This window comes from Alicyclobacillus acidiphilus NBRC 100859 (assembly GCF_001544355.1).
GTDB lineage: Bacteria > Bacillota > Bacilli > Alicyclobacillales > Alicyclobacillaceae > Alicyclobacillus > Alicyclobacillus acidiphilus.
Genome location: NZ_BCQI01000007.1, coordinates 46,709 through 71,837 on the forward strand (window position 1 = coordinate 46,709; position 25,129 = coordinate 71,837).

Here is a 25,129-nt window from a genome sequence, read left to right on the forward strand (position 1 = left end):
GAGTCACCCCTCCTTAATTGAACCGCAGTTTACGCCGCCGCAATCCGATGCTGAGAATAATGCCCATAGCAAGGTAGTTTACCGCCAGTGACGTACCCCCGTAGGAAATGAACGGCAGCGTGATGCCCGTCGAAGGGCTGAGATACATGTCCGCGCCGATGTTTTCAAATACCTGAAACGCGAACATGCCAACCACGCCAATCGCGATGTACATCCCAAACGGATCGGAGGTCGTTCCCGCAATCCGGATGATCCGGTAACACAGCATCAAAAACAGCAGGATGAGCACAGACGAGCCGACAAATCCGAATTCTTCACCGATCGCCGAAAAGATGTAGTCCGTCCACTGGTTCGGCACCCAGCCGCCGCGCGTCAACAACCCGTTGCCAAAACCTTCGCCAAACAATTGGCCGCTGCCGATGGCCGTCGACGCCATATGGATGTTGTAGCCGTACTCGTTGGTGCTGAAGTTGGGATCGAGCCAGGTCAGAATCCGGTTCATCTGATATTGCTTAATGATGTGGTGTTTAATCACCACATTGTTGATAAACGAAATCACTTGCTTCGTGTAGAGCGTCGAGGCGAGACAAGCCGCGGTGACCACCGCCACGACACCCGCCATAATCAATATGAAGTGAGAGCGTTTTGCGAACGCGGTGTACATGGTCAGCGTGATCGCAATCATCACCAGGGCCTGTCCAAGCGCCGGCTCAATGTAGATGAGCGCGAAAGGCACGAGGAAGATAGGCACGATAATCCACGTTTTGCGCAGACCGTACACGGGTTCTTCGGACTCGTCCACATTCGCCATAAACGTCGCGAGCCAGATGATGAGCGCAAGTTTGGCAAGCTCCGACGGCTGAAACTGAAATCCGTGGAACTTAATCCACGAATGCGCTCCTTGCACCGCCGGAAAACCGTAGACGGCCATCAGCAAAACGATGGACAATCCGTACAGCCACCAATGGATACGCCGCAGCAAGCGATAATCGAACAGCGTGCCAACGATCATGACGACGATGCCGATGATCTCCCATTCAATTTGCTTGCGCAGAGGATGGGACGGAATATATGGATTCGGATTGCCGCGCGTCGTGGCATCGACCGCCAAACACGCGAACACGCCGAGCAAGATGAGCACACCAAAGATGGTGTAGTCGAGATCGCGAAAATTTCTTCGAAGGGTGTCCACCCGAGTCCTCCTCCTCGAGGTTGTCCAATACAGCTTTTCTAATCATCGCACGATCACACTGGAGAATCCAGCACGATCTTGCGCAGAGTGCTTGGCGAATTGGTGACAATCCCGTCGACGCCAAGCGCAATCAGGCGGCGCATCTCGTCGGGATCGTCGACAGTCCACACGTGCACTTCGACGCCGATCGCCCTGGCCCTGCGAACGAACCGGGCGTCGACGACGGTTCGTCCGTACGCCTTGTTCGGCACTTGCAGCGCGACGTATGGGACTTTGCGTCCCAGCCCCAGCCTTGCCTTCCACGTGGGAATGCCGGCCAGAAACTCGACGACTTCGCGCGTGGAGGCGCTTGTAGCCAGTTTGGGACAGCGCGATCGCGCTTCCGCCAGCGTCCGGTGATGAAACGAAGCCAGTGTGACGCGATCGAAGGCGGACGCCTGGTCCACCACTTCCAAGAACGCCGGAACCCGCGCGCGCTTGGGTTTCAGATCCACGTTCACGCGGACGTTGGGCCAGGCGTGAAGCAGTTCCAAAAACGTGGGAATCATCACACCCTTGCCGCGAAACGGGTACGTCTGACCGCCGTCGGGTGAAAAGCGGTAACCAAAGTCGAGTTCGCGCAACGCCTGGAACGTCATCTCGTCGATGCGGCCGCAGCCATCGCTCACGGTTTCGACAACGGGATCGTGCGCCACCACAAGGACGCCGTCCGCGGTCCAGTGCACATCCGTCTCAATCACATCGGCCCCCTCCGCGACGGCGGCCGCAAACGCCGGCATCGTGTTTGCGGGCCTTGCGAGGCTCGCGCCCCGATGCGCCATGACGAGGCAGGCGTGAGCTTGGTGTGGAACCCATGGTCGATGCGGCGTGAGACCTGACACAAGGCGTCTCCCCTTCCCTGCAGATGAGCTGCGCTTTATTTTCGAGGAATTTCCGAGCAATTTCCGAGCAAATTCGACACGGCGTCGGCCCTGCGCCGATTGTACATCGGACAATCTGTGCATTCGCCGCTACACACGGGATACCCGCCCCATACCATAGGCAGTGCAAAGGAGGCGTTTATCCATGATTACGTATCGCGATATCCGACCATACATCGGCCAACACATTCAATGCCACACACATTTCGGCACATTCCAAGGTGTGATTATTCACATCAGCAAACACCACATCATTCTGGGCAGCGTCAAGGACGCACGTCCATACGTCGATCCCGTCCTTGGCGAATACCGACCAATGCCCATGGGACCCGGCGGACCGGTCGGTCCAGGCGGACCTGGCGGACCCGGGGGTCCAAGCGGATGGCAGCTCGCGATTCCCATTGCCGCCATTCTTGGCATCACAGCCGTTGGGATGCACTGGTGGTGACGAAGCGGGGCACGCGCTCGTAAGCAGGTGGGTAGACAGGTACGGCCTGATATTTGACAAAAACCTGGTCTACCCACGCCGAGAATGGGCAGGGAATTTTGCACCCATGTCGAATCTGATCACAGATTGTGTTCATTTTGCGGGGTGGGGTGCAAAGGTGCGGGCCGAACGACATCAACCTGATTATATCCTCATGATTACGGTCCTAATGCTCACAGGAATCGGCATAGTCACAGTATACTCCGCTTCCATGGTGTATGACTTGCACCATGGTTTGAGTCCGGACCACTACGCAATTCGCCAGTTGTTCGCCGCGATTGTGGGCTTGCTTGCTTTCGCCGGGCTCACATTCGTACCATACGAATTTTGGTATCGAAACGCGCCGAAGGCGCTTGCCGTGAGCATCTTCCTGCTCGTTGTCGTCATGCTTCCCGGCGTCGGCCATCGCAGTCAGGGCGCGACACGTTGGATTGGCTCGAGCAGTTTTCACGTGCAGCCGTCGGAAATTGCGCTCGTGGCCGTGATCATTTACTTGGCCTTCCTATTGACGAAAAAGCTTCCCGTCATCCACAACACCAGCCGAGCGTTCCGTCCGGCGATTGTCGTCGTCTTTCTGGCGACCCTTCTCGTTTTCGCAGAACCGGACATGGGTACGGCGATGGCTTTGTTTGGATCGTCAATCGTATTGCTGTTCGCCTCCGGGCTCCGAATCCGTCCGATTGTCATTACACTCGGCGTCACGATGGCCCTCGCCTATCTCGCAGGGCACTTTTCCTATCGGGCAAGCCGCCTGACCTCGTTTATGCATCCGTTCAAAGAAGCGAAAGGCTCAGGCTACCAATTGATTCAAGGTCTGACGGCCATCGCAGGCGGCGGTTGGACAGGCCGCGGCTTCGCGTCGAGCATCGCCGCGACCGGTTATTTACCCGAATCTTACACAGACTTTATCTTCGCCGTGTTCACCGAAGAATGGGGTTGGCTTGGCGATATCGGCCTTCTCGCGATCTTTGGCGTGCTGATCTGGCGCGGATTTCACATCGCCCGCTATGCACGCGATCGCTTTGGTGCCATGCTGGCCATCGGCCTGACATCGACCATCATCATTCAGGCGGTCATCAACCTCGGAGCCGTGACCTGGCTTCTGCCTGTCACGGGCATTCCGCTCCCGTTCATCAGCTACGGCGGCACGGACGTCGCCATCAACCTGGCGGCGATGGGCATCTTGATGAGCATCTCCAGGCAGACCGCCGATGAAATGCCGAGAGAGGATGTCATTGCCGACATTATCTCCGTGGACGAGATCCGAGCTGAACGAGACGCGTCGGCGTCTGCATCCACAGCGAGACTGCCGCGCCGTCCCGCGAAGGTTGCAAGTCTAACCACGCGTCGAGGGCGGGAGCCACAGCGACAAGCGAAAGAACGGCGCGATGTCGGCAGCGGATCGTGGTCCCGCGGGCGCGACGAGACGGCAGCGACTTCTGTGCGCCGCACCATCTCGCTGACTTGGCGGGCCCAGCAGGAACAGCAACAGCGCGATCGCACGAGGGACAGCCGAGACGCGAAGGGCGGCCGCGGCAAGAAGTCGCCGAAGAAACGCTAGGGCAAGGAGGACAAGACGATGTCGTATGGTTTCGTTCCACCGCCGGTTGAGGTCGCCAAGGACGTGTACCTCATCGATCTTCTCGAATCCGGCAACCGGCACCGCACAGGCGCCTATGTGCTCCTCGACGAGCTGCCGACGCTGATTGAAACGGGCGCCGCCGCGTCGCATGAGGCCTTGTTGTCCGGACTCCGGCAACTCGGCGTAGCTCCGGCCGACCTGGCCTACGTTGCGGTGACGCACGTTCATCTCGATCACGCCGGCGGCGCCGGTCATCTTCTGGCCTTGGCGCCGCAGGCCGAGTTGCTCGTCCATCCCCGCGGCGCGCGGCACATGCAGGATCCTTCCCGACTCTGGGCTGGCGCGAAAGCCGTCTATGGGGACGCGACCGAACGATTATTCGGCGAACCGATCCCCATTCCGGAAGAGCGGATTCGCGTCCAGGAGCACGAGTCGACGCTGACTATCGGCTCACGCACCTTGACCTTTCTCGACTCTCCAGGCCATGCGAGCCACCATTTCACGATTCTCGATCCCGCCGCCGACGCCCTATTCGCCGGCGACGCCGTCGGTCTGCTCTATCACCGGGGATTCACGGGGCTGCCGTTTGATTTCCTCATGCCGTCATCGTCTCCGGTCGACTTCGATCCCGTCGCGGTGCACCGGACGATGGACATGCTGAAGTCCCGCCAGTTCTCGACGGTGCTGCACACGCACTTTGGCCCGTCGCCAAAAAAAGAAGCCATCGAGTCGACAAAGCGGCTCGCTGACTTGTTTGCGGACGTGATTGAACACATGTACCACCCAGACATCACGTACACCGCCGTGGCAGACGCGCTCCAGGAGAGAGTCCGCGAAAGCCTTCGCAAGGACGGTTACGGCGAGGTGGATTTGGACTGCATTCGAATGGACTTCGAAATTGACGCCATGGGTCTCATTCACTATCAGGCGCGCAAACAGCGCAAGGCCCGGACGGCCCCTCCAAAGGAAAGCTCTCCAACACCGGATACGTGAGTTCACCGTGAAGGCGTGTGGACTCGAACAGCGACAGAGCCGTGATCACCGTGTCGAGCTGCGGCTCAGGCGCCGCCAACCGCGAGACATCCACGGTCATCTTCATCTTGCGGGCCAGCGTAATGTGCGGGCGGTAGTGCTTGGCGTCGAGATCGAGCGGCACCCGCGCCAGGACCTCGTCCGACACCCGCCGATGCAATTCGTGAAGCTTCTGCCATTCCGACCGTTGTTTGTCCAGTCCCAGCCAGAACACCTTGTTGCGTGAAAATTCACCGTACGATCCGCTGCGGATGGAAATGGGCTGCAAGCCCACGACGGCGGCTCGTCCGGCTTCCACGATGGCGTCGTATTGATCATCTTCGATCATCCCGAGAAAGACGACAGTGATGTGCAACAAATCGGGGTTGGACCAGGCCGCCGCTTCCACCTTGCGGTCGCGAAGCGCATGTTGCTCCGCTTTCAGCCGCGCCTTCCACGCCTGAGGCAGATCCAGTCCGAAAAACAGCCGACGTGTCATTATTGATCCTCACCCAGCGCGATTCTTCGGTATGCGCCTTCGTGATAACCGATGTACACGCGATTCGCAGGCGTGACCAAAATCGGCCGCTTCAGCAGTTTGCCGTCTCGCGACAACTCGCGAATCCATTCGTCTTCCGTGAAGTTCGCCCGCTTCAAATCCCGCTCGCGATACACGGTGCCGCGCGTATTCACGAACTCCTCGATGGGCCGTCCGGACTGGGCAACCCATTCTCGAATCCGATCTGGAGAGGGAGGTTGCTCGACGATGTCGTGAAACTCCACCTTCACGCCATTGGCTTCCAGTGTCTTCTGCGCCTCGCGGCAGGTCGAGCAGCGTTTGTAACCATAGAGCTTCATTCGAACCACTTCTCCGTTCACGCAAATGTCGTATGTTTCAGCAGAACCTGAACCAGTCGTTCGAGTCCAGCCTTGTCCGCTTCCCCAAATCGGTTCGGCTGCGGAGAATCGATGTCGAGGACGCCAATCAGCCGATCCTGCGCCACCATCGGCACGACGATTTCCGATCTCGACGCCGGATCGCACGCGATATGCCCGGGAAATGCCAGGACATCCGGCACAATCACCGTCTCACGCCGCTGTGCGGCCGTACCGCACACGCCTTTGCCCAGCCCAATGCGGATGCAGGCGGGTTTGCCTTGAAACGGTCCAAGGACCAGTTCGCCGTCGTCGGCGTTCCACAGATAGAAGCCAACCCAATTGATGTCCTGCAAATGGAGCCCCAGAAGCGCCGACATGTTGCTCAGATTGGCGACGGCGTTCGCTTCCCCTGCGAGCAGATGATCCAGCTGTTTGGCCAGTTCCTGATACCAACGCTCGAGATCCGTTGCTTCCAGTTTCGTCTCGCTGTACATATCCCATCCCCCAGTTCACCGGCCGACAGGCTGCTGGGCGCACTGTCGCACCGTTGGCCGACAGCCAGCTCGCCCCGGCCATTCCATGCGCTACATGTAGTATAATCCACAGTAACGCAAAGTCTCGAGGCTTGCCAACACTGTAACTGACTTCGGAGAGGACGATCCATATGTTCGCTATCTGGGCAGGCAAACTGGTTACCCTGCTCCTTCGCATGCGAGGCAAAGACGCCACCAGTTTTCCGGGCAAGGTTGCCTTGCGCATCTCCCCAAAACTGCTGGCCTGGTTTGGACGGCGAATCGAGCGCGTGATCGTCGTCACCGGCACAAACGGAAAAACGACGACGACCTCGCTGCTGGCGTCGATGATCGGACACCAGGAGGCGATTATCACAAACCACAAAGGAGCCAATTTGGCGCAGGGGATCGCCACAGCGTTCATCCAAGCCGCCTCGTGGACCGGCAAACTCCGCGCCAAGACGGCGGTGCTGGAAGTTGATGAGGCGACATTTCCGACGATCGCGGAGGCCCTGCCGATCGTCGTGATTGTGGTCACGAATATTTTTCGCGATCAATTGGACAGATACGGCGAACTGGATACCACGGTCGAAAAATTGTTCGAAGCGATACGGAAGACAGAGGCATGCCTCGTCCTCAACGGGGACGATCCCATCTCTCGCCGCCTCGGTCTGCGGTCGAGCCGCAAGACATTCTACTACGGCATGGCGCGAGAGACGGCCCGCCAGGACACCCGCAGGCAAATTCGTGACGGGCAGTTCTGCCTCCAATGCGGGCACGAGCTTCGGTACGACGGCTTTTGGTATGGCCAGCTCGGATTGTACGCTTGTCCACACTGTGACTTCGCGCGGCCTCACCCCGAGTTCATCGGCACGTACCTGGGTCCCACGCTGCGCTTCTCGGAGGAAGGCCTGCCTGATCTCACGCTGGACATGCCGGTCGAGGGATTGTACAACGCCTACAACGTGCTCGCCGCGACGGCTGGCGCTCGCGTCGTGGGCTTGTGGTCAGAACACATTCACGCAGGGCTCGCGAATTACGTCTCGCCCGACGGCCGCATGCAATCGTTCCAACTCGACGTGCCTGTGAAGCTAAATCTCATCAAAAATCCCACCGGCTGTGACAGTGTTGTGCAAGCCGTGACCAGCGATCCCGCCCAAAAGGTCGTCGTGATTGGCATCAACGATCTCGCCGCCGACGGCAAAGACGTGTCCTGGCTGTGGGATGCCGACTTCGAGATGCTCACGGACGATCCGAGCATCGTGCGCGTCATCACAAGCGGCCTGCGAGCTCACGACATGGCGTTGCGGCTGAAATACGGAGGTTTGTCTTCACATGTGATATCGGTGATTGCGGACATGGATGAAGCCTTGGACGCCGCGCTCTCCATCGCCTCGTCACAGTCGCTGCCCATCTACATTCTCACGACCTACACGCTGCTTCATCCGACGGTTCAGACTCTGACGACAAAGGTAGGTTCACATGAATCGACGAACGTTGCATATCGCACATCTGTTTCCTGATTTGCTGAATCTCTATGCGGATAGAGGCAATATCCTCACGCTCACACAGCGGCTTCGCTGGCGCGGTTTTTCTGTGGAGGTTCACGAAGTGACGCACCGTGATGTGCCACGCCTGTCAGCCTATGATCTGATTCTCCTCGGCGGCGGATCGGATCGCGAGCAGGGAATCGTTGCGGAGTACCTGAAAGGATACAAGGCGGAACTCAAAGCAGCCATTGAAGATGGCCTGCCCGTACTGGCCATCTGTGGGGGATATCAACTGCTCGGTGCTTACTATCAGTTGCCAAATGGTGAAAAACTGCCGGGACTCGATATTCTCAACATGTACACGTCCGCAGGCGTCGGACTGCCTCGGCTGATTGGCAACGTAGCCATCGAGACGCCGGACGCCGGGATCGTGATGGGATTCGAGAATCACGGCGGACGAACCGTTCACGAACACGAACCGCTCGGCAAGGTCCTTCACGGGCATGGCAACGACGGAGCGAGCGGCTTTGAGGGCGTCCGCTATCACAACGTCTGGGGGACATATATTCACGGGCCGCTGTTGCCGAAAAACCCGCGCTTAGCCGACGTCGTGCTCACGACCGCGCTCCAGTACGCCGGCGTGAAGGAACCGCTGGAACCGCTCGACGACGAGTTGGAGAACCAGGCCCGGCAGGCGTTTCTCAAATTGCGCATGCCTGAAGTCGAAACGAGCGTTCCGTCCCTTTGACCATGTGAAGCCGCTTGCTCGTCTGACCCGCTCGTCAGAAACCATATATCGTCATGCCGCCGTCGACGAACAGCGTTTGCCCCGTCACGTAGGACGCGGCGTCGGAGGCCAAAAACACCATCGGTCCAATCAACTCGTCCAGTTCGCCGACCCTGCCAAGCGGCGTGCGCGCCAGCACCTCGGCGAGATAGTCCGGCTGCTGCAACAGCCCTGCCGTGAGCGGGGTTCGGAAGTACCACGGTCCAATACCGTTGACGCGTACGTTGTGCTTGCCCCACTCCAAGGCAAGGACCTTCGTCATCTGAATCACGCCCGCCTTCGCCGACGCGTACGCGACGCCCGTTCGAAGCGCGACATGGCCGCCGACGGACGAGACGTTGATGATGCTGCCCTTGCCGCGCTCGACCATGTGCCGTCCAAAGGCTTGCGCGACAAAAAAGGCGCCACGCAAATCCGTATCCATCACCGTCTGCCACTCCTCCGGCGTGACATTGAGCGCCCGCGATCGGATGTTCATTCCCGCGTTGTTGACCAAGACATCCACCGGACCGTCGCGCAGGACGGCTTGGGCGAGATCGCCAATCGCCTCCGTGTCGCGCAAGTCGCACGTGTGCACGTCGACCCGCCGCTCAGGGAGATGGCGCCCCAGCGATGCGGCCACCTGCCCTAAGGCGTCGCGATCGCGCCCCAAGAGGACCACATCGGCACCACTCGCCGCCGCACCGACAGCCAAAGCCGCACCAATGCCACGACTCGCCCCAGTCACCACCACGCGCTTGCCTTGCAGGGAAAACATGCTTGCTCCCGACAACCAGCGCGTATCGATCACGCCTTCATCCGTACTCATCAGCAATCCACCGTTCCTTCATTGCAGTATTCGCATGGGTAAACAAATTGGACGACGCTGGGCGGCCGACGGCAAGCTGGACGACGGGCGGCGAATAAGCGGCCGATGGCCGCTTAAGTGTGTCGAATCGGAAGATTTGCAACGAATAAGCCGCCCGCAGACGCTTAAGCGGCTCCCATCCCCACGTCTCGGGCGTGTCGAAGGCAAATAAGCGTCCTGGAGACGCTTATTTGCCTTCCGATCCGACCATTTCAACGAAATAAGCGGCTGAGGGACGCTTATTTGTCCGCGCCTGCCTCCAGCCTGCCTCCAGCCTGGCCTACCCACCAGTCCGGAGCGCACCTCTCGCCGACCGCGGTCAGCGCTTCTTCACAACCGCCACCGTGCAGCGTGATACACACACCAGCCTGTCGCGATCGTCCGTGATTCTCACGTCCCAGACCATCGTTGTGGCGCCGCGATGAAGCGGTGTCGCAATCGCGGTGACGGTCCCTTCGCGGACGGAACGGACGTGGTTCGCGTTGATTTCGATACCCACCGCCGCCTGATGTTCGGCATCCAGGTTCAGCATGGACGCCAGGCTTGCCGCCGATTCGGCAAGGGCGACACTCGCGCCGCCGTGCAACAGCCCCATCGGCTGGTGCGTTCGGTGATCCACGGGCATGGTCATAACCACGAGATCGCGCGATGATTCGACGACCTTCATACCGAGCGTCTCCATCAGCGTTCCCGCCAACATATCCTGAAGTTCCATACAGCCTTACCTCTTTCGTGCGCCTTTAAGAAAACGGTTGGTTCGCCGTCGTCTCATCATACCACGATGGGACCGTTGGACTCATGCTGGGGAGCAGCACGAGCGATCGACAGGGCATGCCAAGGTTCCGCCACGCGAGCGTCATCTCGTCGGCGACCGTCGTCGCCACGTCGCTCTTGCACCATGCGAGGAGCGTTGGTCCGGCGCCGCTCAGCGTGACGGCGAACGCGCCTGCGGCCACGGCCGCTCGTTCGACCTCGTCCGCCCCGACGACGAGCGGCTTCCGATACGGCTCGTGCACTTTGTCGATGAGCCCCCCACGCAAGAGATCCAAGTCCGGTTTCGCCAAGGCGAGCATCAGTCTTGCGGTCTGGGAAACGTTGTCGATCACGTCGCTCCTTCGATACTCCGTCGGCAGAACGCGTCGCGCCATTTCGGTGCTGAGCGCGAAATCTGGGGTGGCGGATACGAATCTCAGTCCAGCGGGGATGGGAACTGACGTCGTCCGCAACCCGGCCTTGTCGCGAAACGCCAAGACTGCTCCTCCGAGGAGCGCCGGTGCCACATTGTCGGGATGGCCTTCCATCTCTGTGGCGAGATCGAGCAGCCTCTCTCGGGTAAAGCGCTTCTCGGGATAGAACCGTTCGACCAGGCCATTGGCGAGGACAATGCCGCCGACGATGGCGGACGCGCTGGAGCCAAGTCCGGACGACACGGGAATCTGGTTGTCCAATGCCAGCGCGAACGAAGGAAAGTCCGACAGCGACAATCCTGCCGCATCGAAAACGAGCCGCATCGACTGCATGACCACGTTGTCTTCGGATCGCGGCAGGGAATCGGCGGATTCGCCCGTGACTTCGATGGTAAACGGCTGGCCGACGCGGAGTGTGAACGTGTTGTACAATTGCAAGGCCAGACCGAGACAATCGAACCCTGGCCCAAGGTTCGCGCTCGTCGCGGGAACTTGCACGACGAGCGAAGCATCCGGAATCTGCGACGTCATGCGCGGCCTCCTAACAAGGCCGTGACCGACTGCAAATCGCTGTCGACAACTTCGGTAACGTCCCCGGCCAAGCGAATGGCGCTGTCCGGATCTTTCAGACCATTGCCCGTCAAGACGCAGACAATCGTATCGCCTTCATCCAACAGGCCCAAACGGTGACGCTTCAGAAGCCCCGCGACGCTCGCTGCGGACGCAGGTTCTGCGAACATCCCTTCGCGTGCGATCAAACGGTAAGCGTCCGCGATTTCCTCGTCGGTCACGAAGTTGATTTCGCCGCCTGACGCCTTCGCCGCATGCACTGCCTTGTCCCAAGACGCCGGGTTGCCGATGCGGATCGCCGTGGCAAACGTCTCAGGATGCTCGATGGGCTCTTCGCGGACGATCGCCGCCGAGCCTTCTGCCTCAAAACCGAACATTTTCGGCTTGTTCTGGACCTTGCCTGCCGCAAAATACGCTTCGAAGCCCATCCAGTAGGCACTGATATTGCCGGCATTGCCCACTGGAATGTACAGCGAGTCCGGGGCTTTGCCGAGCACGTCGCACACTTCAAACGCTCCGGTCTGTTGTCCCATCAAGCGAAATGGATTGATGGAATTGACGATTTCCATGCCAAGCGGCTGCGCAACCTCGCGGACGATCTCGAGCGCCCTGTCGAAATTCCCGCGGATCGCGACGATCCGCGCACCATATTGCACCGCTTGCGCCAGTTTCCCAAGCGCGACATACCCATGCGGAATCAGAATGACGGCTTGCATGCCGGCCCTCGCCGCATACGCTGCGGCAGAAGCGGACGTATTGCCCGTGCTGGCGCAAATCACCGTCTCCTTGCCCGCTTCCTTCGCCTTCGCGACGGCGAGCACCATCCCTCTATCCTTGAACGATCCCGTCGGATTAGCCCCTTCGAACTTCAAATAGACGTGCTTCTCCACCTGTTCGCTGATGCGGTGCGCGTAGACAAGCGGCGTGTTGCCTTCGTGAAGCGTCAGTTTCGGCGTCGCTTCCTCCACTGGCAGAAACTCTGCATACGCTGCAAGCAACCCTGGCCATCCGCGATAAGGCTGTCCGGCTATGTTCATGGTCGAATCTCCTTTGAATTGCTATCTGTTTACCCGAATTTTCATAGAAAAGCGTCCATGCGTCAACGTTTGATTCGATCCCGCTCTCAAACCTCGCCCGACTCCATACAAAATGTCTCCCCGTGCTCTCGCGCAACGACGCGCGATTTCGCGTCGCCCGCCGCGACTAGCAGCCGTCGCAAGGGCTCGTCCACCGGCTCCGCCGACAGCACGAACGTATCGTGGTGAATCGGCACGAAATACGCCGCACCTGTGGCGACGAACATGTCCCACGCCTGTTCCGGCGTGCAATGCGCGCCTTGAAACGTCTCCGGCGAGTACGCGCCAATCGGCATCATCGCCACCTGCGGCCGCTCCTTGGCCACGTCGGACATATCCGTCATCGCTGTATCTCCAGCGAAATAGACCGCATGATCGCGATAGCGCACGACGTACGACTGGTACCCCATCCGTCGATTCCAGGGAAATCGGCTGCCCCAATGGCGAACCGGATACGCCGTGACAACGATGCCGTTGGCCAGGGTGATACGCTCACCCGGTTCGATTTCGTGAACTTCACGCGGACGGCACGACGCCAGCAGATGCTTCGTGAACTTTGCCGTGACGACGATCGTGCTTGGTTTCACAACCTTGCGCAAGGTAGGGATATCGGCGTGATCGAGGTGGGCATGAGACAATAGGACGAGATCGACCGGGCCGCACCTTTCGGCGGAAAGCGCCGGCGCCACATGGCGTTTCGGACCGATCACGAGGCCAGGAAGCACACGGAGGCCCACTTTCCGCTCCAGCACCGGATCGGTCAGAATGCGAACGCCGTCCATGTGCATCAGCACGGTGGAATGGCCAAGCCAGGTGAGGTACAGACCCTCGTTCGGCCAGTTGGCCGGATTCGGCGTGCGAGCGGGCATGCGAAACGGCGGCTTGGGCCAAGTCCGCGTGAAACGGCGGTAAAGGAAGTAAAACGTGAACACCGCGAGCAGGATGAGTGCGATGATAACGGCAACGATGACGATTGTGACCATGACTGGATTCGCTCCCGGCGGGCTGGTAATGTAGAGGCGACGAAACGATCGGCGATTGGGCGATGTTGCAGCAGCGATGCCGCAGGGCCGCGGCGGGGTCGGCAGCGGCCGATCCCGCGCGCACCGCAATCATCCCACCGGTCAAGTCCTATGCTTTGTCAACGACCTGGCTTACGACCATTTGGGCGGGATCGAAGTGTTCCAGCAGCCGCGCGTTCGCGTCGTCGATCCGGAGGCTGTCGAGAACCGCCACCGTGTCCAGGAAATCGGCGCCGCGAAAGCGGTACGCAATACAGGATCGAACGATGTGCGACACGTGATCCAGGCTCGTGATAAATCGCCCAATGGCCTTCTTCCGGGCCCGCTCGAATGCTGCTTCATCGACGCCGCCACGGCGAATGCGGTCGGTGTATTCGCTCACTCTGTCCACCAATTCGTCCGGCTTGGGCGAATTTCCTCCAATCACGCTGTATCCGTACCACTCGGTGAGCTCGTATTCCCACGAGAAGCCTTTGTCAATCAGCCCATTCTCCAGGAGTTCCGCATAGAACGCGCTCGTCTTGCCGAACAGCGTATCCATGATAATGCCTGTGAGCATCTCCTGATGCAGCAGTTTTCGGCCGTCCTGCTCTCCAGATCTGTCCTTCCATCCAATCAGACAACGCGGCATCGCCACAGACAATTGCGTGCGGTGGCGCGGCGTGCCGGGGCTCTCCGGTTCCGCAGGGTACTTCCGGTCAATCGATCCGCCTGGGCCAAACGACTTTTTCGCCTGATTGGCCTGTATCCAGCCTGCGGCCCCAGCGGCGTCGAAGCCGCCTGCCATGACCAGCATCATATTGCTCGGGTGATAGAACGTATGGTAGCAATCCAGCAGATCCTGGCGCGTAATTTGGTAAATCGATTCGACGCTGCCCGCGATGTCGATGCGCACGGGATGGGCGGAATACATCGCCGACAACAGTTCGCGAAACACCCGCTGATCCGGATTGTCTTCTCCCATGCGGATTTCCTGCGCAATGATCCCCTTTTCCTTTTCGACGTTTTCGTCCGTGAGATAGATGTGCTGCACGAAATCGAGGAGGATGTCGAGATTCTCCTTGACGTCGGACGTGCTGGAAAAGTAATAGGCGGTCTGATCAAACGTGGTGAACGCGTTGACCGAAGCCCCGTGTTTGGCAAATTGCGCGAAGACGTCCGCCTGTTCGTCTTCAAACATCTTATGCTCCAAAAAATGGGCGATCCCGTCGGGCACACGCCGCTTTTTGCCATCGACGAGAAATTCGTTGTCGATCGATCCGTACTTGGTCGCGAACATGGCGAACGTTTGCTTGAAGCCCGGGCGGGGAATGAGGATGACGCGAAGCCCGTTGTCCAAGGTCATCTCACGAACGTCCAAAGCTGTGGCGGGAATGGCATGGCTCATGCTGTGCCCTCCTCCCTCGTCAAGAAATAGATGGTGCTGGGTTCAATTTCCTGCGCGACCTGGACGAGATCATCTTTGCCGACTCGGCGCAGGTCTTGAATCAATTGGTCGACGTCCCTCGCCGCCCCGCTCAATACGCCGGTATAGTGCCAATTCGCAAGTGCCGCAGGGCCGTCGGACATCAGCGTGTACTGATTTTCGAGCGCTCGCACCGTGAACTCCATTTCGGCGTCGGAGATCTTGCCGGCGCGTATCTCTTCGAGCTGCTGTTCGACGATGTCGACCGCTTTGTCGTAGTTGTCTGGACTGATTCCGGTCATCACGGCCAGCACACCCGTCATCAAATCGAGATGGGACCACACGGTGTAAGCCAGCGAGTGTTTCTCGCGCACGTTCAAGAACAGCTTGGAATGCGTGAATCCACCAAATACGCCATTGAGCATCAGGAGTGCCGGGTAGCGGTCGTCCCCGAAGCCGATCCCGGTGCGGTACGCGATGTCGAGCTGAGCCTGCGCCACATCCTGGCGCTCCGTCACTTTTTGGAACGACCGGCTGGACTTTCGCGGCAGAACTTCCGCACCGGACGGGGAATCCCGCCGGACCGCTTGCGACTTCGGCAAGATGCCGCGGAGCTTTGCCAACAGCTTGTCGGCCGTCTCTGTGAGATCCGCGTAAGGTCCGACCAAATAAGCGTGGATCTCACTCGTCTCGAGCAGTGCCAGATAGACGTCAAACAAGGTCGCAGGCGTCAACTGCGGCAAATCGTCGAGATAGCCGAGCCTGGGCAACGCGGCAGGCGTATTTTCCGCCACGTGGGCGAGGCAGCGCTGCAACGCGTAACTCATCTTGTCGTCCCGTGCCGCTTCAATGCGCCGGCGGTGCAAGTCGATCTCCTGGGCCACCGCGGGGGCGCTGAAGCAGCCTTTGTCAGCGGTGTGATCGAACAGGACATCGCAGGCCAGATCGATGGCCCGGTCGACCACCGACTCTTCGGTCAGGCCTGTGACGTCCGGAATGCTGGCGTCAACCTGCAAGATGTGCTTGCCGCCGCGTTTGCCCAGCGAGCTGCGGACAAGCGTCCCGTACAAATCGTCGGCCGCGATCGTCAGCAGCGTCGTCGAAGGGCGCCCGTCAGTCCCGTTCATCCACATATGCGGCAACAACGCGGTCGCTGTCACGCGATCCCGCCGGATTGGCGTATGCAGCCTGATACTGAATTCCTTCGTACGATAATTGCTGTGTCGAAGCATATGTACATGGACGCGACCGTCCGATATCGTTTCAAACGAATCCATACACACCCTCCATTTCACGCTTATCTATGAATTATACCCAATGGACGAAAATCAGATGACATGAATCCGCTCATGACGTCGGATTCATGCGCCGTTTCGCTGCGGATGCTTCGCGCTTGGCGTCGGGATCGAACGAAGCGAAGGTTCCGCGATCGCCGCCGCCTTCGTGCCCGACAGGCCACACGAGGTAAAGGGAAATCAACTGAACGAGACCCAAACCGAACGACAACCAGCTGAGCCCTTTGACGTTGGTGACGCCGCCGCCGGTGCAGATGCCAAGAAAGAGCAGACTTCCTCCGATGCGGCCAGCGTTCTCGAACCACTCCCGAACGATGATATGGGTGGTTGGCGGGGCGTCGTTCGCGACGGTTTCGTCCATGGCATGGTAGATGTAGCCCTGCATCGGCACCAGGAAAAACGGAAGTGTGGCCGATGTCAGGCATCCGTACAGGATGATGGTCCACGACCGAATCGGCACGAGAAATAGGCAGGCAGCCACGGACATGCCGATCGCGCCGAAGGTCAACAGGCGGGATCGAAAACGGCTGGACAAGCGGCCGGCGAGGAAAAACGCTGCGAACGACAGGGCTCCTTGGAGCAACAGAAATTCGCCGAGTTTCATTTCACTGCCTGTCGCCAGAAACACGAGCAGTCCAATGAGGAACATAAAGACGCCTTCCCGCAATCCGTAGATGGCTGAAGCCACCATCAGGCGCAGCCAGGCACGCTTGCGAAGCGCGGCGATGCCTCGTCTCAGGTTCAACTTCTTCATGGCTTCGCTTCGCAGACGCATGCTGAAGACCGTGGCAGCGACAAACAGCACGAACGAGATGCCAAATACGACGTGATACCCTGTCAGGCCGCCCAGGAATGCGTCCTCGCGGCTGATGAGAATACCTGCGACCGGCGGCGCGACGACGTTGGTGACGGACGTCAGTACGCCAAACAGGCCAAAGAACCGTTCGTGGCCGGTCTTGTCCGTGTATTCGACCGTCAGGACATCGAACGCGAGCCAGTAAAAACCTTCGGCAACACCTGTCAACAAGCCGAGCAATTCCGGCATCCGCGCCGCCTGTTCGCCGACGATCAGCGTCACCGCGTAGAACACCGCGTGCAGCACAATACCGATCCGCAGCGCGAGCGCCGTCGACGTCCGGCGGGCAACCCAGGCAGCGAAGATGAACGTGAACGGCAAGGCGATGAAAATCGTCAGATTGTATTGCGCTATGGCAGCGAACGAATGATCGACCTTGAACACGAAGATGTTGATGAAGATGCTCGACAGTCCGACGGACAGGTGAAAGAATCCACTGACTACAAGCAACCACCAGGACATACGGGACAGTTGATGCTCACGAACCATGGTTTGACCTCCTGCTGTGATGGCGATGTTCCAGATGGCCATGTGCATGCCAAATACTAGGGCAACATGCCGTCCTGTGTTCCTTTGGCCGCCGCCGTCTCGCGCCACGCAGAGACGCTCGGCGCTTGAGAATCATGCGTCTTCTGCGCGAAGTACGCATCCAGCAAACGGCGCGCGAGCGGAACAGCGACGTCGCTCGATTCGCCGCCTCCCGGCACCATCACGGCGATGGCGACTTCCGGCTTGTCCGCCGGCGCGTATCCGACAAACAGCGAGATGTCCGTCTTCTTCCCCCACTGGCTGACTTCCGCCGTACCGGTCTTGCCTGCCGCGCGATAGGACGCGCCGGCAAACGCGCGGTAGGCCGTGCCCCCAGGCACGTTGACCGCCAGGTACATGCCGCGCTTGACAGCCTTCAAATGAGACGGATTGACTGGAACCTGTTCGACGACGACAGGTTCGACTTTGCGCTCCACTCGCGTTCCGTCGGCGGACAGGATGGCGTCGAGAACGTGGGGACGCAAACGCCTTCCGTCGTCGGCCAGCGTCATCGCGTACACGGCGAGCTGCATCGGCGTGAACTCCTGCATTTGGCCGATGTTGGCGAACGCGTTGTCGTACAGCAATCCTGCGTTCGGAACATGGTGCGATTGGGCCATCTGGGCCTCCGACGCAATCAGGTCGTAAGGGACAATCTGATGCCGCAAACTGTCGTTCGCCCAAAATCGTCCGACCGCCTCGCCTGGCAGGTCAATCCCTGTCTTCGGTCCCAGTCCGAATTTCCATTCCCAGTCGAATGTCTCGTTGAGCCCTTTGATTCGATCCCGCTGGTTCCACCACGACACGGACTGCCCCTTCGGCGGCCCGTCCCGCCAGCGCGCCATCCACATGCCGACTTGATACATGTACGTGTCGCAAGAGACCTGGATCGCCTTGGCGACATCGACGTCCCCGTGGCCGTAGGGAGCCCAATCGTGCGCTTTGTACGTACCGACCATCAACGTCCCGCTGTCGTGAAGGGTCGTGTTCGGATCAATCGCGCCTGTGGCCATCGCGGCCAACAAGTTGACCGGTTTCACGGTCGAACCCGGATAGCGCGGACTCGACAGGACGTGATCGATGATCGGCGTAAGATGCGTGTTCTCAATGTACGAGCGATGCCTGGCGTAAGCGTCGGGATCGATGAACCAGTTTGGGTCGTAGTACGGGTAACTGACCATCGACAAAACACCGCCGGTACGCGTGTCGAGCAGCACGGCCTCCGCGTCTGTCGGATGTCCGGGCAGCGTTTTGCGCGCCCGCTGCAACTGCTCCCACACCAACTCTTGCGCCGTGGCCTGCAATCCCGCGTCGAGTGTCAATCGGACGCTCTTCCCTGGGATGGCCGGCACCGTTGGCTGCGCTTCGGTTGGCACGCCGTAAATGGAAGTCTTCCACTCCTTTGCGCCTGGTACTCCAGCCAGAACGTGTTCGTACTCGCTTTCGACGCCAGTGATTCCAACCTTCTGCGACGGCAAGTAGCCCGCCGCCCGATATCTATCCGCTTCGTCGGCGGGTTGAGGCTGAATATATCCGAGGACGTGTCCAGCCAAACTGCCGTACGGGTAAGTCCGCGTCCAGGTTTCCAGCAGGTGAACGCCCGAAAGTTGAGATTGATGTTCCGAAACAAACGCCACTTGCGCTCGATTCGCCTTGTCCGTCACCATCACTTGCTTTTCGCCTGGCAAGGCGGTCATTTTTGCGAGCAGCGCTTGCTTCGACACCCCCATCACGGGAGCCAAGGCAGCCGCCAGCCGAGGCAGTTGGTCCTTCGATACTTCCATGCGGTTGACGACGATGGCCACCGCCGGGGTGTTCGACGCCAAGACGCGCATGTGATTGTCGTAAATCCAGCCGCGATTGGGAAGTATGCCAATGGTGGACGTCAACGTCCGACCTTCAATCTGCCGCATGTCCTGTCCGCGCACGGTGTCGAGAAACCCGACTCTCAATGTGAGGCCAAGCATCGCGGCGAAGATGCACAGATAAATACACACAATCCGTGGACGGTGCGGATTTTCGTAAAATCGCAACATCCATCACCTCAAGCCAAAATCCTTTGGAGTATGCCCATCGGCCGCAGAAACATGTCCTGGATTTTGCTCGTGTGCTACGATGTTCCTGAAGAAATGGAGGAATGTTGGATGAAAGGCGAGCACGACGGTATCCTGCTGGGAGCCAATGTGTCCATCGCGAAAACCGGTCTTCTGGCGGCTGTCGAAGAAACCATCGCATATGGTGCGAACACCTTCATGATTTATACGAGATCGAACCGCGGCGGCAAGGCCCGGCCCATCGAACAATTCAACCGCGACGAGGCCCTTTCGCTCATGCGCGAACACGGCATTGTCGATCCCGTCGTCCACTTGTCCTACCTTGTCAATCTGGCCAGCCCGAAAGCGGACACGCGCGGCTACGGGATCGACGTCCTGCGCGAGGAGATCGAACGGGTGGAATATTTGGGGTTTCGCTATCTCGTCATGCATCCGGGTTCACATGTCGGCGAGGGCGAATCGTTTGCGATTCAGCAAATCGCGGATGCGCTCAACGAAATCCTGACGGGCGAGGAAAAACTTTGGCTGTGCCTGGAGACGATGGCTGGAGACGGATCGAAAGTGGGCAACAGTCTCGAAGAGATTGCCGAGATCATCAGCCGAGTCCATCACGAGGACAAGCTTGGCGTATGTATCGATACGTGCCACAACTACTCGTACGGATACGATGTGGTCAACGACTTCGACGGCTTTCTCGACCGGTTTGACCGGGTGATTGGCATCGATCGTCTGAAAGTGGCACATATCAACGACTCGAAGAATCCGTTTGAGTCGAGGAAGGATCGCCACGCCAACATCGGGGATGGGTCGCTCGGGGGCGAAGCCATCAAGCGGATCGTCCACCACCCGACGTTGCGCGGCATTCCACAAATTCTCGAAACGCCCGAAGGCAAATACAAGGAAGAGATCGACTTTCTCTTGGATCGCGTCTAAGGGGCGTCCGAGAGGCGTTACAGATATCCCTTTTGCCGCAGCTTCTCGACATGGCGGTCCATCTCTTCGCTCATGTCGATTCCGTACATATCCTCGATCACGAACATCATGGACGTCGCCGTCTGCGCGACGTCCAGCAACTCGGACACGATAGCCCGAACCACTTCTTCATCCGATTTTCGATCCCGCTCCCCCGAGAGCCCGCGAAACTTGCCGATGGCCTGCGCCAACTCACCGACTTCTTCGGTGATTTTCAGCATCGTTGACTCCATGGTGGGCGTCAGGCCGCTTAGCCTTGGCAGTGAAATGGTTTTGCGTTCCACCTTGGTCTTCTCCCTGCGTGTGATGTTATGTACGGCGTCACTTGTACTCGACGTTCGGTCAGTTCTTACCTCGCGCTACGACCTCGGGCCGCGCACCTTTTCGCGATACGCTTCCCGCAAGCGCTCCACCAGCTCGAGCGACGCGGCTCGCCAAATCACGCTGCACGAATTTGGCTGCAGGACGATCGGATGCGGTGAAACCTCCGGCATGTCGCCTTCGACATCGAGGGATGGATGGCTGAGCACGGTGTCGATGGGGAAAACTTCAGAGCCTGTTCCAGTAATGAATATCCCGTCCATCGACGACAGTTCGGCGACAGGCACTTTCCGCTCTTCGACAGGGATGCCGAGCGAACTGGCGAGTTCCAACACCAATCGCCGCGTAATCCCAGGTAAAATAAAGCGATCCGTGGGGGCCGTAATGAAGTGGCCGTCCTTCACAAAAAACAGGTTGGAACTGGCTGATTCAATCATCTTGCCGTCGCGAACCAGCAGCGCTTCGTCGGCCCCTGCATCGTGCGCGGTCTGTTTGGCGATAATGTTCGGCAGCAGGTTGATAGTTTTGATATATGCGTTTGCCCAGCGCTCGTCCCGCATCATGAGCAATTTTCCCGGCTGGGTGCTGCCGGATGCCGCGGCGGGCCGGATGGTCGCGCTGACGTTCGAGGGCGCTGGCGGTTGTGGGAAGTAGTGGTTGCGAATCGCCGAGCCGCGCGTAATCTGGAGATACACCAGGGCCTCTCGCTCGCCGCTCCGTTCAATCAAATCGTCGATCAGACGGGTATATCCATCGCGATCCAGCGGACTGTCGATGCGAATCGCCCGAAGACTCGCGAACAACCTATCCAAATGCCACTCCAGAAGAAACGGGCGCCCGTCGTACACGCGAATGACCTCGTATATCCCATCGCCAAACTGATGTCCACGCTCGTCGATAGGCACGACGCCTTCTGTCGGATCGACGTATGCACCATTGAAGTACCCTACCACAGTCACTGGGCGTCCCCCGCTTTACGGAATTTTCAACTATTATAGCATCTCGATCGCCCATGCAATACGGCGGACAGAGTCCGAACGCCGTCCATCGCCGCGGACGAAGGTGGTATAATGACGAAGAGTGTGCGAAATGGAGGATGGACAGGGTGGAAGATTGCTTATTTTGCAAGCTTGTCGCCGGAGAGATTCCTTCGGAAAAGCTCTATGAGGACGATGTGGTCTTGGCCTTTCAGGACATTCGTCCGCAAGCCCCCGTACACGTGCTGGTCATACCGAAACGCCATATCGCGTCAGCCCAGACCGTGACGGCAGAAGATGCCAACGTGCTTGGGCACCTTCACGCAGTCATCCCGCAAGTCGCGGAAAAGACCGGCATCGCGGAAAAGGGCTACCGCGTGGTGACGAACATCGGACATCATGGTCAGCAAACCGTGCCGCACCTGCATTACCATGTCATCGGCGGACGGCAGTTGGGATGGCCGCCAGGTTAATCTGGCTGGCCATCTCCTTGCGTGACCACGTCGAGCGGCGGAATATCCGTGCCGTTCAGCACCAGATGCGGAACGACTTCAGCGCGAATGCTGCCAATCGCGGAGCAATATTTTTCTTCACTCAAGTGAATGGCGCGCCATGCCTTGGCCGCAGGCACATCACCCGTGATGTGATACGTGAGATGAATGCGCGTGAACGCCTGCGGAAACTCGTCCCGGCGTTCGCCGACCGCCTCAATCTCAAGTCCCTCCATGTTGACCCGCATGCGCTCCAGGATCATCGCAATGTCTATACCTGTACATCCGACAATGCCCATCAGAAGCAATTCCATGGGACGGTTCCCTTGTCCTGTGCCACCGTCCTCACGCTTCGCGTCCATGTAGATGGTATTGCCAGATGGTCCGTCTGCTTGAAAATGGCGTTTCCCCAGCCATTTGCTCGTAACCTTCATCTCCAACGTCGACACCCCCATGTCCACTATTGTACCTTGGGACATCAGGTTCGTCACGGTCGTTCCGAAACGGTCATCGTACCTTGCATGCCTGGCTCAGGGACGCCCTGCCGATCCGAGTAAAAGGAGAACGCACCGGTCTTGTCCGGCACGAAGGAAACGCTTGTCCGTTCGCCCGGCTGCAGGTTGTGTGTAAAGATATAAAAGTCGGGGATGACAAAGTTGTGGATTTGAGCGCCCTTGTTCTGAATGGAGATTTCGACTTTGACCCCCTTTGTGGCAGTCAGATGCGTTGGCGATATCCTTCCATCCTGGAGTGTAACCTGCGTTTGCGCGCTTGCGATTGTCCAGAGAGAGGTCATCGTCAACATCCCCATACCCGCGATCAACGCCTTGTGTATCGCCTTCATTTCACGATAGTCCTCCGTCCCACTCAGCTAGAAATCCACTATGGGTAGGATGACTTTTCCAAGGCCATTCCATTCTTCTCGATGTCGGTAGGGACTGTGGCCTACACAAAACCTAGGCATCTGGCGAACGATGCGACAACCAGCCCCGTTCCGATGCCTCCGAGCGAACCAATGACGACGTCAGTCGCATGGTGCAGCCCACAGTACGTGCGTGAACAAGCAAGTACAATCGCAAGGCAGAGCAGAATCGGAAAATAGCCAGGCAAGTGGACGGCTCCCATCGCCAACGCGAATCCTCCAGCCGCGTGATTGCTCGGAAACGACTCGCCTGGATCATGGCGCAAGAGCGGCTGAAACGGCTCTGTGTCAAACGGCCGAGGGCGGCTGACCAGGCGGCTGATCGGCTCGTGGATTCCGCGTATCAGCAAGGCCGCACATATGGATGACGCCACGTTCCAAGGAGCTTTGGCCGCGTTTGCTTCGACTGGCAGCCAGCCCGTTGAGGCGATGACGAGCGTCACCAGCATGAAAATCGGCGTATATTTCGCAACGATGACCATCGTCGCGTTCAATAGGTGGGACACTTGCCAGAGGCGCTGCATGGCGCGCGTAATGGCGGCATCCATGCGCTCGGCTCTGTCCCACAGCCACTCGGTTACGTCCATGTCGACTCCTTTTCCTTCAGCGGATCATCGGTCCCTCTCGCCAACTCCTGATGCAAATCCGTTTCAAGCGCCGCCGCAAATTCAGGCACATCGTGCAACTCCAGATCCGCCTCGTGGTTGTAGGTATAAGCTTGGTTGCTGAAGTTGGCGCTGCCAATCAAAAACGTGCGTCCGTGGTCGATGTCCACGATCTTCGCGTGCATCAACTCACCTTGATAGGGCCGATAATATCGTACCAGAGCGCCAGCGGCCTGCAACAGCGAGACTCCGGATTCACTGTAGGTCCGTTGTGTTGGATCGACGAGGATGGAAACCTGCACGCCGCGCAGAACGGCCTGATGGAGCGCGTCGATCACGTCGCGATCGGACAAGTCGAACGCTTCCATATCGATAGTCTTACGCGCGGACGAGATGGCCGTTACCATCGCCTCCCCGATCCGACCGTCCGTCACGAGCGGCAGTTCTGTCACGGGCGCTTGGGCGACTGCTCCGCTTGCCCGGCGGAAATCCCAGTCAAACATCGCCTGAAACTGCCCATCGGCGTGGGGAATGTAGACCGACGCGTCGTTGTTCTCCCAACTGCTGCTGCCGTAGTTCATGCCGCCGATGAGGACGTCGTTGTCGACAACCAGCATCTTGACGTGATCGATCCCGCTCTTGATATGAATCAGTTCCGTCGGAATGCCGTCCTTTTGCAAGGCAGGGTAACCAGTCCCCGTCGAATGCGGCTCCGTGGCGTCCAACACGACCTGCACTTGAACGTGCCGATGAAACGCCTGATTCAGCGCTTGGATCACGTCGGGATCGGACAGCTCATACATATCGAGATCGATGCGCGTGTGACTGTTGCGAATCATCGCCAACGCCTTCGCCTTGACGTCCTTCCCCCACACGAGTTCCATGCCATTCGCGGCATACGCGGGCTTGGGCAGCGACTGCACCGATCCCGTGTGTGACACAGGAAAGATGGCACATCCGGCAAATGTCGGAAGGATCAGCAGCAACAGGCCAAAGGTCAGGCCTCGCGACATCTGTCTGCGATCTCGCCCCTTCACCGCTTGAGCGAGCCGCCCCATTGACCATGTCCTAGAATTCGTAGTTTGCATCAAAGTTCCCCCTGTCCGATCATGTCTGGACAGAGAATTCCACAGCCAAATAC

General features: G+C 58.8%; 27 protein-coding genes. 7 read left to right on the forward strand and 20 right to left on the reverse strand.

Annotation, left to right across the window (positions count from 1 at the left end):
• Nucleotides 1-13: 13 nt before the first annotated feature.
• Nucleotides 14-1,192: an FtsW/RodA/SpoVE family cell cycle protein gene (locus tag AAC01S_RS04315; protein WP_067619322.1), complete on the reverse strand. Its 1,179-nt coding sequence runs from the start codon at nucleotides 1,190-1,192 to the stop codon at nucleotides 14-16.
• 53 nt (nucleotides 1,193-1,245) lie between these two features.
• The gene (locus AAC01S_RS04320) at nucleotides 1,246-2,073 is read right to left on the reverse strand and encodes a glycerophosphodiester phosphodiesterase family protein (protein WP_245630073.1); all 828 of its coding nucleotides are present in this window, start codon (nucleotides 2,071-2,073) and stop codon (nucleotides 1,246-1,248) included.
• A 184-nt stretch (nucleotides 2,074-2,257) separates the two neighbouring features.
• On the opposite strand from AAC01S_RS04320, the gene AAC01S_RS04325 reads away from it, so the two are divergent.
• The 3 genes from AAC01S_RS04325 (at nucleotide 2,258) to AAC01S_RS04335 (ending at nucleotide 5,174) form a co-directional block, all read left to right on the forward strand.
• Nucleotides 2,258-2,560: a hypothetical protein gene (locus AAC01S_RS04325; protein WP_067619326.1), complete on the forward strand. Its 303-nt coding sequence runs from the start codon at nucleotides 2,258-2,260 to the stop codon at nucleotides 2,558-2,560.
• 157 nt (nucleotides 2,561-2,717) lie between these two features.
• Entirely contained in the window at nucleotides 2,718-4,160 is a 1,443-nt protein-coding gene (gene ftsW / locus AAC01S_RS04330; protein ID WP_245630074.1) for a putative lipid II flippase FtsW, read from the forward strand.
• A gap of 18 nt (nucleotides 4,161-4,178) precedes the next feature.
• Complete coding sequence (locus AAC01S_RS04335; protein ID WP_067619337.1) at nucleotides 4,179-5,174, forward strand: MBL fold metallo-hydrolase; 996 nt, start codon at nucleotides 4,179-4,181, stop codon at nucleotides 5,172-5,174.
• Here AAC01S_RS04335 and thpR read toward each other — a convergent pair.
• From thpR to msrC, 3 genes are read right to left on the reverse strand one after another with little or no spacing between them, the layout of a single operon-like run.
• Entirely contained in the window at nucleotides 5,095-5,691 is a 597-nt protein-coding gene (gene thpR / locus AAC01S_RS04340) for an RNA 2',3'-cyclic phosphodiesterase (protein ID WP_067619341.1), read from the reverse strand. The genes AAC01S_RS04335 and thpR overlap by 80 nt on opposite strands.
• Nucleotides 5,691-6,050: an arsenate reductase family protein gene (locus AAC01S_RS04345; RefSeq protein WP_067619344.1), complete on the reverse strand. Its 360-nt coding sequence runs from the start codon at nucleotides 6,048-6,050 to the stop codon at nucleotides 5,691-5,693. Before AAC01S_RS04345 ends, thpR begins: the two co-directional genes overlap by 1 nt.
• Nucleotides 6,051-6,067: 17 nt before the next feature.
• Complete coding sequence (gene msrC, locus AAC01S_RS04350; protein WP_067619347.1) at nucleotides 6,068-6,565, reverse strand: free L-methionine (R)-S-oxide reductase MsrC; 498 nt, start codon at nucleotides 6,563-6,565, stop codon at nucleotides 6,068-6,070.
• A gap of 170 nt (nucleotides 6,566-6,735) precedes the next feature.
• Between msrC and AAC01S_RS04355 the strand changes: the two genes are divergently transcribed.
• Together AAC01S_RS04355 and AAC01S_RS04360 are read left to right on the forward strand one after the other, a co-directional pair.
• On the forward strand, nucleotides 6,736-8,106 hold the full coding sequence (locus AAC01S_RS04355) for a Mur ligase family protein (protein ID WP_067619351.1): 1,371 nt from the start codon (nucleotides 6,736-6,738) through the stop codon (nucleotides 8,104-8,106).
• A complete protein-coding gene (locus tag AAC01S_RS04360) occupies nucleotides 8,066-8,821 on the forward strand; it encodes a type 1 glutamine amidotransferase (protein WP_067619354.1) in 756 nt (251 codons plus the stop codon). Before AAC01S_RS04355 ends, AAC01S_RS04360 begins: the two co-directional genes overlap by 41 nt.
• A 34-nt stretch (nucleotides 8,822-8,855) precedes the next feature.
• Here the strand turns inward: AAC01S_RS04360 and AAC01S_RS04365 are convergent, their stop codons facing one another.
• The 9 genes from AAC01S_RS04365 to AAC01S_RS04405 form a co-directional block, all read right to left on the reverse strand.
• Nucleotides 8,856-9,668, reverse strand: a complete 813-nt coding sequence (locus tag AAC01S_RS04365; protein ID WP_245630075.1) for an SDR family NAD(P)-dependent oxidoreductase — start codon at nucleotides 9,666-9,668, stop codon at nucleotides 8,856-8,858.
• Nucleotides 9,669-10,026: 358 nt separating this feature from the next.
• Nucleotides 10,027-10,422, reverse strand: a complete 396-nt coding sequence (locus AAC01S_RS04370; RefSeq protein ID WP_067619357.1) for a hotdog fold thioesterase — start codon at nucleotides 10,420-10,422, stop codon at nucleotides 10,027-10,029.
• A gap of 25 nt (nucleotides 10,423-10,447) precedes the next feature.
• On the reverse strand, nucleotides 10,448-11,425 hold the full coding sequence (gene thrB / locus AAC01S_RS04375) for a homoserine kinase (RefSeq protein WP_067619360.1): 978 nt from the start codon (nucleotides 11,423-11,425) through the stop codon (nucleotides 10,448-10,450).
• Complete coding sequence (gene thrC, locus AAC01S_RS04380; RefSeq protein ID WP_067619363.1) at nucleotides 11,422-12,501, reverse strand: threonine synthase; 1,080 nt, start codon at nucleotides 12,499-12,501, stop codon at nucleotides 11,422-11,424. Before thrC ends, thrB begins: the two co-directional genes overlap by 4 nt.
• A gap of 86 nt (nucleotides 12,502-12,587) precedes the next feature.
• A complete protein-coding gene (locus AAC01S_RS04385) occupies nucleotides 12,588-13,523 on the reverse strand; it encodes an MBL fold metallo-hydrolase (protein ID WP_245630076.1) in 936 nt (311 codons plus the stop codon).
• A 148-nt stretch (nucleotides 13,524-13,671) separates the two neighbouring features.
• Nucleotides 13,672-14,949, reverse strand: a complete 1,278-nt coding sequence (gene yfmH / locus AAC01S_RS04390) for an EF-P 5-aminopentanol modification-associated protein YfmH (RefSeq protein WP_067619366.1) — start codon at nucleotides 14,947-14,949, stop codon at nucleotides 13,672-13,674.
• The gene (yfmF, locus tag AAC01S_RS04395) at nucleotides 14,946-16,244 is read right to left on the reverse strand and encodes an EF-P 5-aminopentanol modification-associated protein YfmF (RefSeq protein WP_245630077.1); all 1,299 of its coding nucleotides are present in this window, start codon (nucleotides 16,242-16,244) and stop codon (nucleotides 14,946-14,948) included. The genes yfmH and yfmF overlap by 4 nt, the downstream gene beginning before the upstream one ends.
• A 70-nt stretch (nucleotides 16,245-16,314) precedes the next feature.
• A complete protein-coding gene (locus tag AAC01S_RS04400) occupies nucleotides 16,315-17,607 on the reverse strand; it encodes an MFS transporter (RefSeq protein ID WP_245630078.1) in 1,293 nt (430 codons plus the stop codon).
• A gap of 56 nt (nucleotides 17,608-17,663) precedes the next feature.
• Nucleotides 17,664-19,682 (reverse strand): peptidoglycan D,D-transpeptidase FtsI family protein, encoded by a 2,019-nt coding sequence (locus tag AAC01S_RS04405; protein ID WP_067619373.1) that lies wholly within the window; start codon nucleotides 19,680-19,682, stop codon nucleotides 17,664-17,666.
• A gap of 108 nt (nucleotides 19,683-19,790) precedes the next feature.
• Here AAC01S_RS04405 and AAC01S_RS04410 point away from each other — a divergent pair, with 108 nt between their 5' ends.
• The gene (locus AAC01S_RS04410) at nucleotides 19,791-20,633 is read left to right on the forward strand and encodes a deoxyribonuclease IV (RefSeq protein ID WP_157071039.1); all 843 of its coding nucleotides are present in this window, start codon (nucleotides 19,791-19,793) and stop codon (nucleotides 20,631-20,633) included.
• 17 nt (nucleotides 20,634-20,650) lie between these two features.
• Here the strand turns inward: AAC01S_RS04410 and AAC01S_RS04415 are convergent, their stop codons facing one another.
• Both AAC01S_RS04415 and AAC01S_RS04420 read right to left on the reverse strand, forming a co-directional pair.
• Nucleotides 20,651-20,956, reverse strand: a complete 306-nt coding sequence (locus AAC01S_RS04415) for a MazG-like family protein (protein WP_067619376.1) — start codon at nucleotides 20,954-20,956, stop codon at nucleotides 20,651-20,653.
• A gap of 75 nt (nucleotides 20,957-21,031) precedes the next feature.
• Nucleotides 21,032-21,952, reverse strand: a complete 921-nt coding sequence (locus AAC01S_RS04420; RefSeq protein ID WP_067619379.1) for an aminotransferase class IV — start codon at nucleotides 21,950-21,952, stop codon at nucleotides 21,032-21,034.
• Between the two features lie 137 nt (nucleotides 21,953-22,089).
• Between AAC01S_RS04420 and AAC01S_RS04425 the strand changes: the two genes are divergently transcribed.
• Entirely contained in the window at nucleotides 22,090-22,443 is a 354-nt protein-coding gene (locus AAC01S_RS04425) for a histidine triad nucleotide-binding protein (RefSeq protein WP_217997814.1), read from the forward strand.
• Here the strand turns inward: AAC01S_RS04425 and AAC01S_RS04430 are convergent.
• The 4 genes from AAC01S_RS04430 to AAC01S_RS04445 all read right to left on the reverse strand — a co-directional run bounded on the left by AAC01S_RS04430 (nucleotide 22,440) and on the right by AAC01S_RS04445 (nucleotide 25,076).
• On the reverse strand, nucleotides 22,440-22,895 hold the full coding sequence (locus AAC01S_RS04430) for an OsmC family protein (protein WP_245630081.1): 456 nt from the start codon (nucleotides 22,893-22,895) through the stop codon (nucleotides 22,440-22,442). The genes AAC01S_RS04425 and AAC01S_RS04430 overlap by 4 nt on opposite strands.
• A 53-nt stretch (nucleotides 22,896-22,948) precedes the next feature.
• Nucleotides 22,949-23,305 (reverse strand): cupredoxin domain-containing protein, encoded by a 357-nt coding sequence (locus AAC01S_RS04435; RefSeq protein ID WP_067619388.1) that lies wholly within the window; start codon nucleotides 23,303-23,305, stop codon nucleotides 22,949-22,951.
• A gap of 101 nt (nucleotides 23,306-23,406) precedes the next feature.
• Nucleotides 23,407-23,970, reverse strand: coding sequence for a phosphatase PAP2 family protein (locus tag AAC01S_RS04440; protein WP_067619391.1), 564 nt, complete (start codon nucleotides 23,968-23,970; stop codon nucleotides 23,407-23,409).
• Nucleotides 23,961-25,076, reverse strand: a complete 1,116-nt coding sequence (locus AAC01S_RS04445; protein ID WP_083511505.1) for a phospholipase D-like domain-containing protein — start codon at nucleotides 25,074-25,076, stop codon at nucleotides 23,961-23,963. Before AAC01S_RS04445 ends, AAC01S_RS04440 begins: the two co-directional genes overlap by 10 nt.
• Between the last annotated feature and the right edge of the window lie 53 nt (nucleotides 25,077-25,129).

What these genes read in the sequence shown, in the direction of transcription:
- AAC01S_RS04410 (WP_157071039.1), top strand. Translation starts at nt 19,791, where the DNA reads ATGAAAGGCGAGCACGACGGTATCCTGCTGGGAGCCAATGTGTCCATC.
- AAC01S_RS04445 (WP_083511505.1), bottom strand. Translation starts at nt 25,076, where the DNA reads ATGCAAACTACGAATTCTAGGACATGGTCAATGGGGCGGCTCGCTCAA.
- AAC01S_RS04335 (WP_067619337.1), top strand. Translation starts at nt 4,179, where the DNA reads ATGTCGTATGGTTTCGTTCCACCGCCGGTTGAGGTCGCCAAGGACGTG.
- msrC (WP_067619347.1), bottom strand. Translation starts at nt 6,565, where the DNA reads ATGTACAGCGAGACGAAACTGGAAGCAACGGATCTCGAGCGTTGGTAT.
- AAC01S_RS04365 (WP_245630075.1), bottom strand. Translation starts at nt 9,668, where the DNA reads ATGAGTACGGATGAAGGCGTGATCGATACGCGCTGGTTGTCGGGAGCA.
- AAC01S_RS04425 (WP_217997814.1), top strand. Translation starts at nt 22,090, where the DNA reads ATGGACAGGGTGGAAGATTGCTTATTTTGCAAGCTTGTCGCCGGAGAG.
- AAC01S_RS04430 (WP_245630081.1), bottom strand. Translation starts at nt 22,895, where the DNA reads ATGAAGGTTACGAGCAAATGGCTGGGGAAACGCCATTTTCAAGCAGAC.
- AAC01S_RS04370 (WP_067619357.1), bottom strand. Translation starts at nt 10,422, where the DNA reads ATGGAACTTCAGGATATGTTGGCGGGAACGCTGATGGAGACGCTCGGT.
- AAC01S_RS04355 (WP_067619351.1), top strand. Translation starts at nt 6,736, where the DNA reads ATGTTCGCTATCTGGGCAGGCAAACTGGTTACCCTGCTCCTTCGCATG.
- thrB (WP_067619360.1), bottom strand. Translation starts at nt 11,425, where the DNA reads ATGACGTCGCAGATTCCGGATGCTTCGCTCGTCGTGCAAGTTCCCGCG.
- thrC (WP_067619363.1), bottom strand. Translation starts at nt 12,501, where the DNA reads ATGAACATAGCCGGACAGCCTTATCGCGGATGGCCAGGGTTGCTTGCA.
- thpR (WP_067619341.1), bottom strand. Translation starts at nt 5,691, where the DNA reads ATGACACGTCGGCTGTTTTTCGGACTGGATCTGCCTCAGGCGTGGAAG.
- yfmF (WP_245630077.1), bottom strand. Translation starts at nt 16,244, where the DNA reads ATGGATTCGTTTGAAACGATATCGGACGGTCGCGTCCATGTACATATG.
- AAC01S_RS04435 (WP_067619388.1), bottom strand. Translation starts at nt 23,305, where the DNA reads ATGAAGGCGATACACAAGGCGTTGATCGCGGGTATGGGGATGTTGACG.
- AAC01S_RS04345 (WP_067619344.1), bottom strand. Translation starts at nt 6,050, where the DNA reads ATGAAGCTCTATGGTTACAAACGCTGCTCGACCTGCCGCGAGGCGCAG.
- AAC01S_RS04405 (WP_067619373.1), bottom strand. Translation starts at nt 19,682, where the DNA reads ATGTTGCGATTTTACGAAAATCCGCACCGTCCACGGATTGTGTGTATT.
- yfmH (WP_067619366.1), bottom strand. Translation starts at nt 14,949, where the DNA reads ATGAGCCATGCCATTCCCGCCACAGCTTTGGACGTTCGTGAGATGACC.
- AAC01S_RS04360 (WP_067619354.1), top strand. Translation starts at nt 8,066, where the DNA reads ATGAATCGACGAACGTTGCATATCGCACATCTGTTTCCTGATTTGCTG.
- AAC01S_RS04325 (WP_067619326.1), top strand. Translation starts at nt 2,258, where the DNA reads ATGATTACGTATCGCGATATCCGACCATACATCGGCCAACACATTCAA.
- AAC01S_RS04400 (WP_245630078.1), bottom strand. Translation starts at nt 17,607, where the DNA reads ATGGTTCGTGAGCATCAACTGTCCCGTATGTCCTGGTGGTTGCTTGTA.
- AAC01S_RS04385 (WP_245630076.1), bottom strand. Translation starts at nt 13,523, where the DNA reads ATGGTCACAATCGTCATCGTTGCCGTTATCATCGCACTCATCCTGCTC.
- AAC01S_RS04440 (WP_067619391.1), bottom strand. Translation starts at nt 23,970, where the DNA reads ATGGACGTAACCGAGTGGCTGTGGGACAGAGCCGAGCGCATGGATGCC.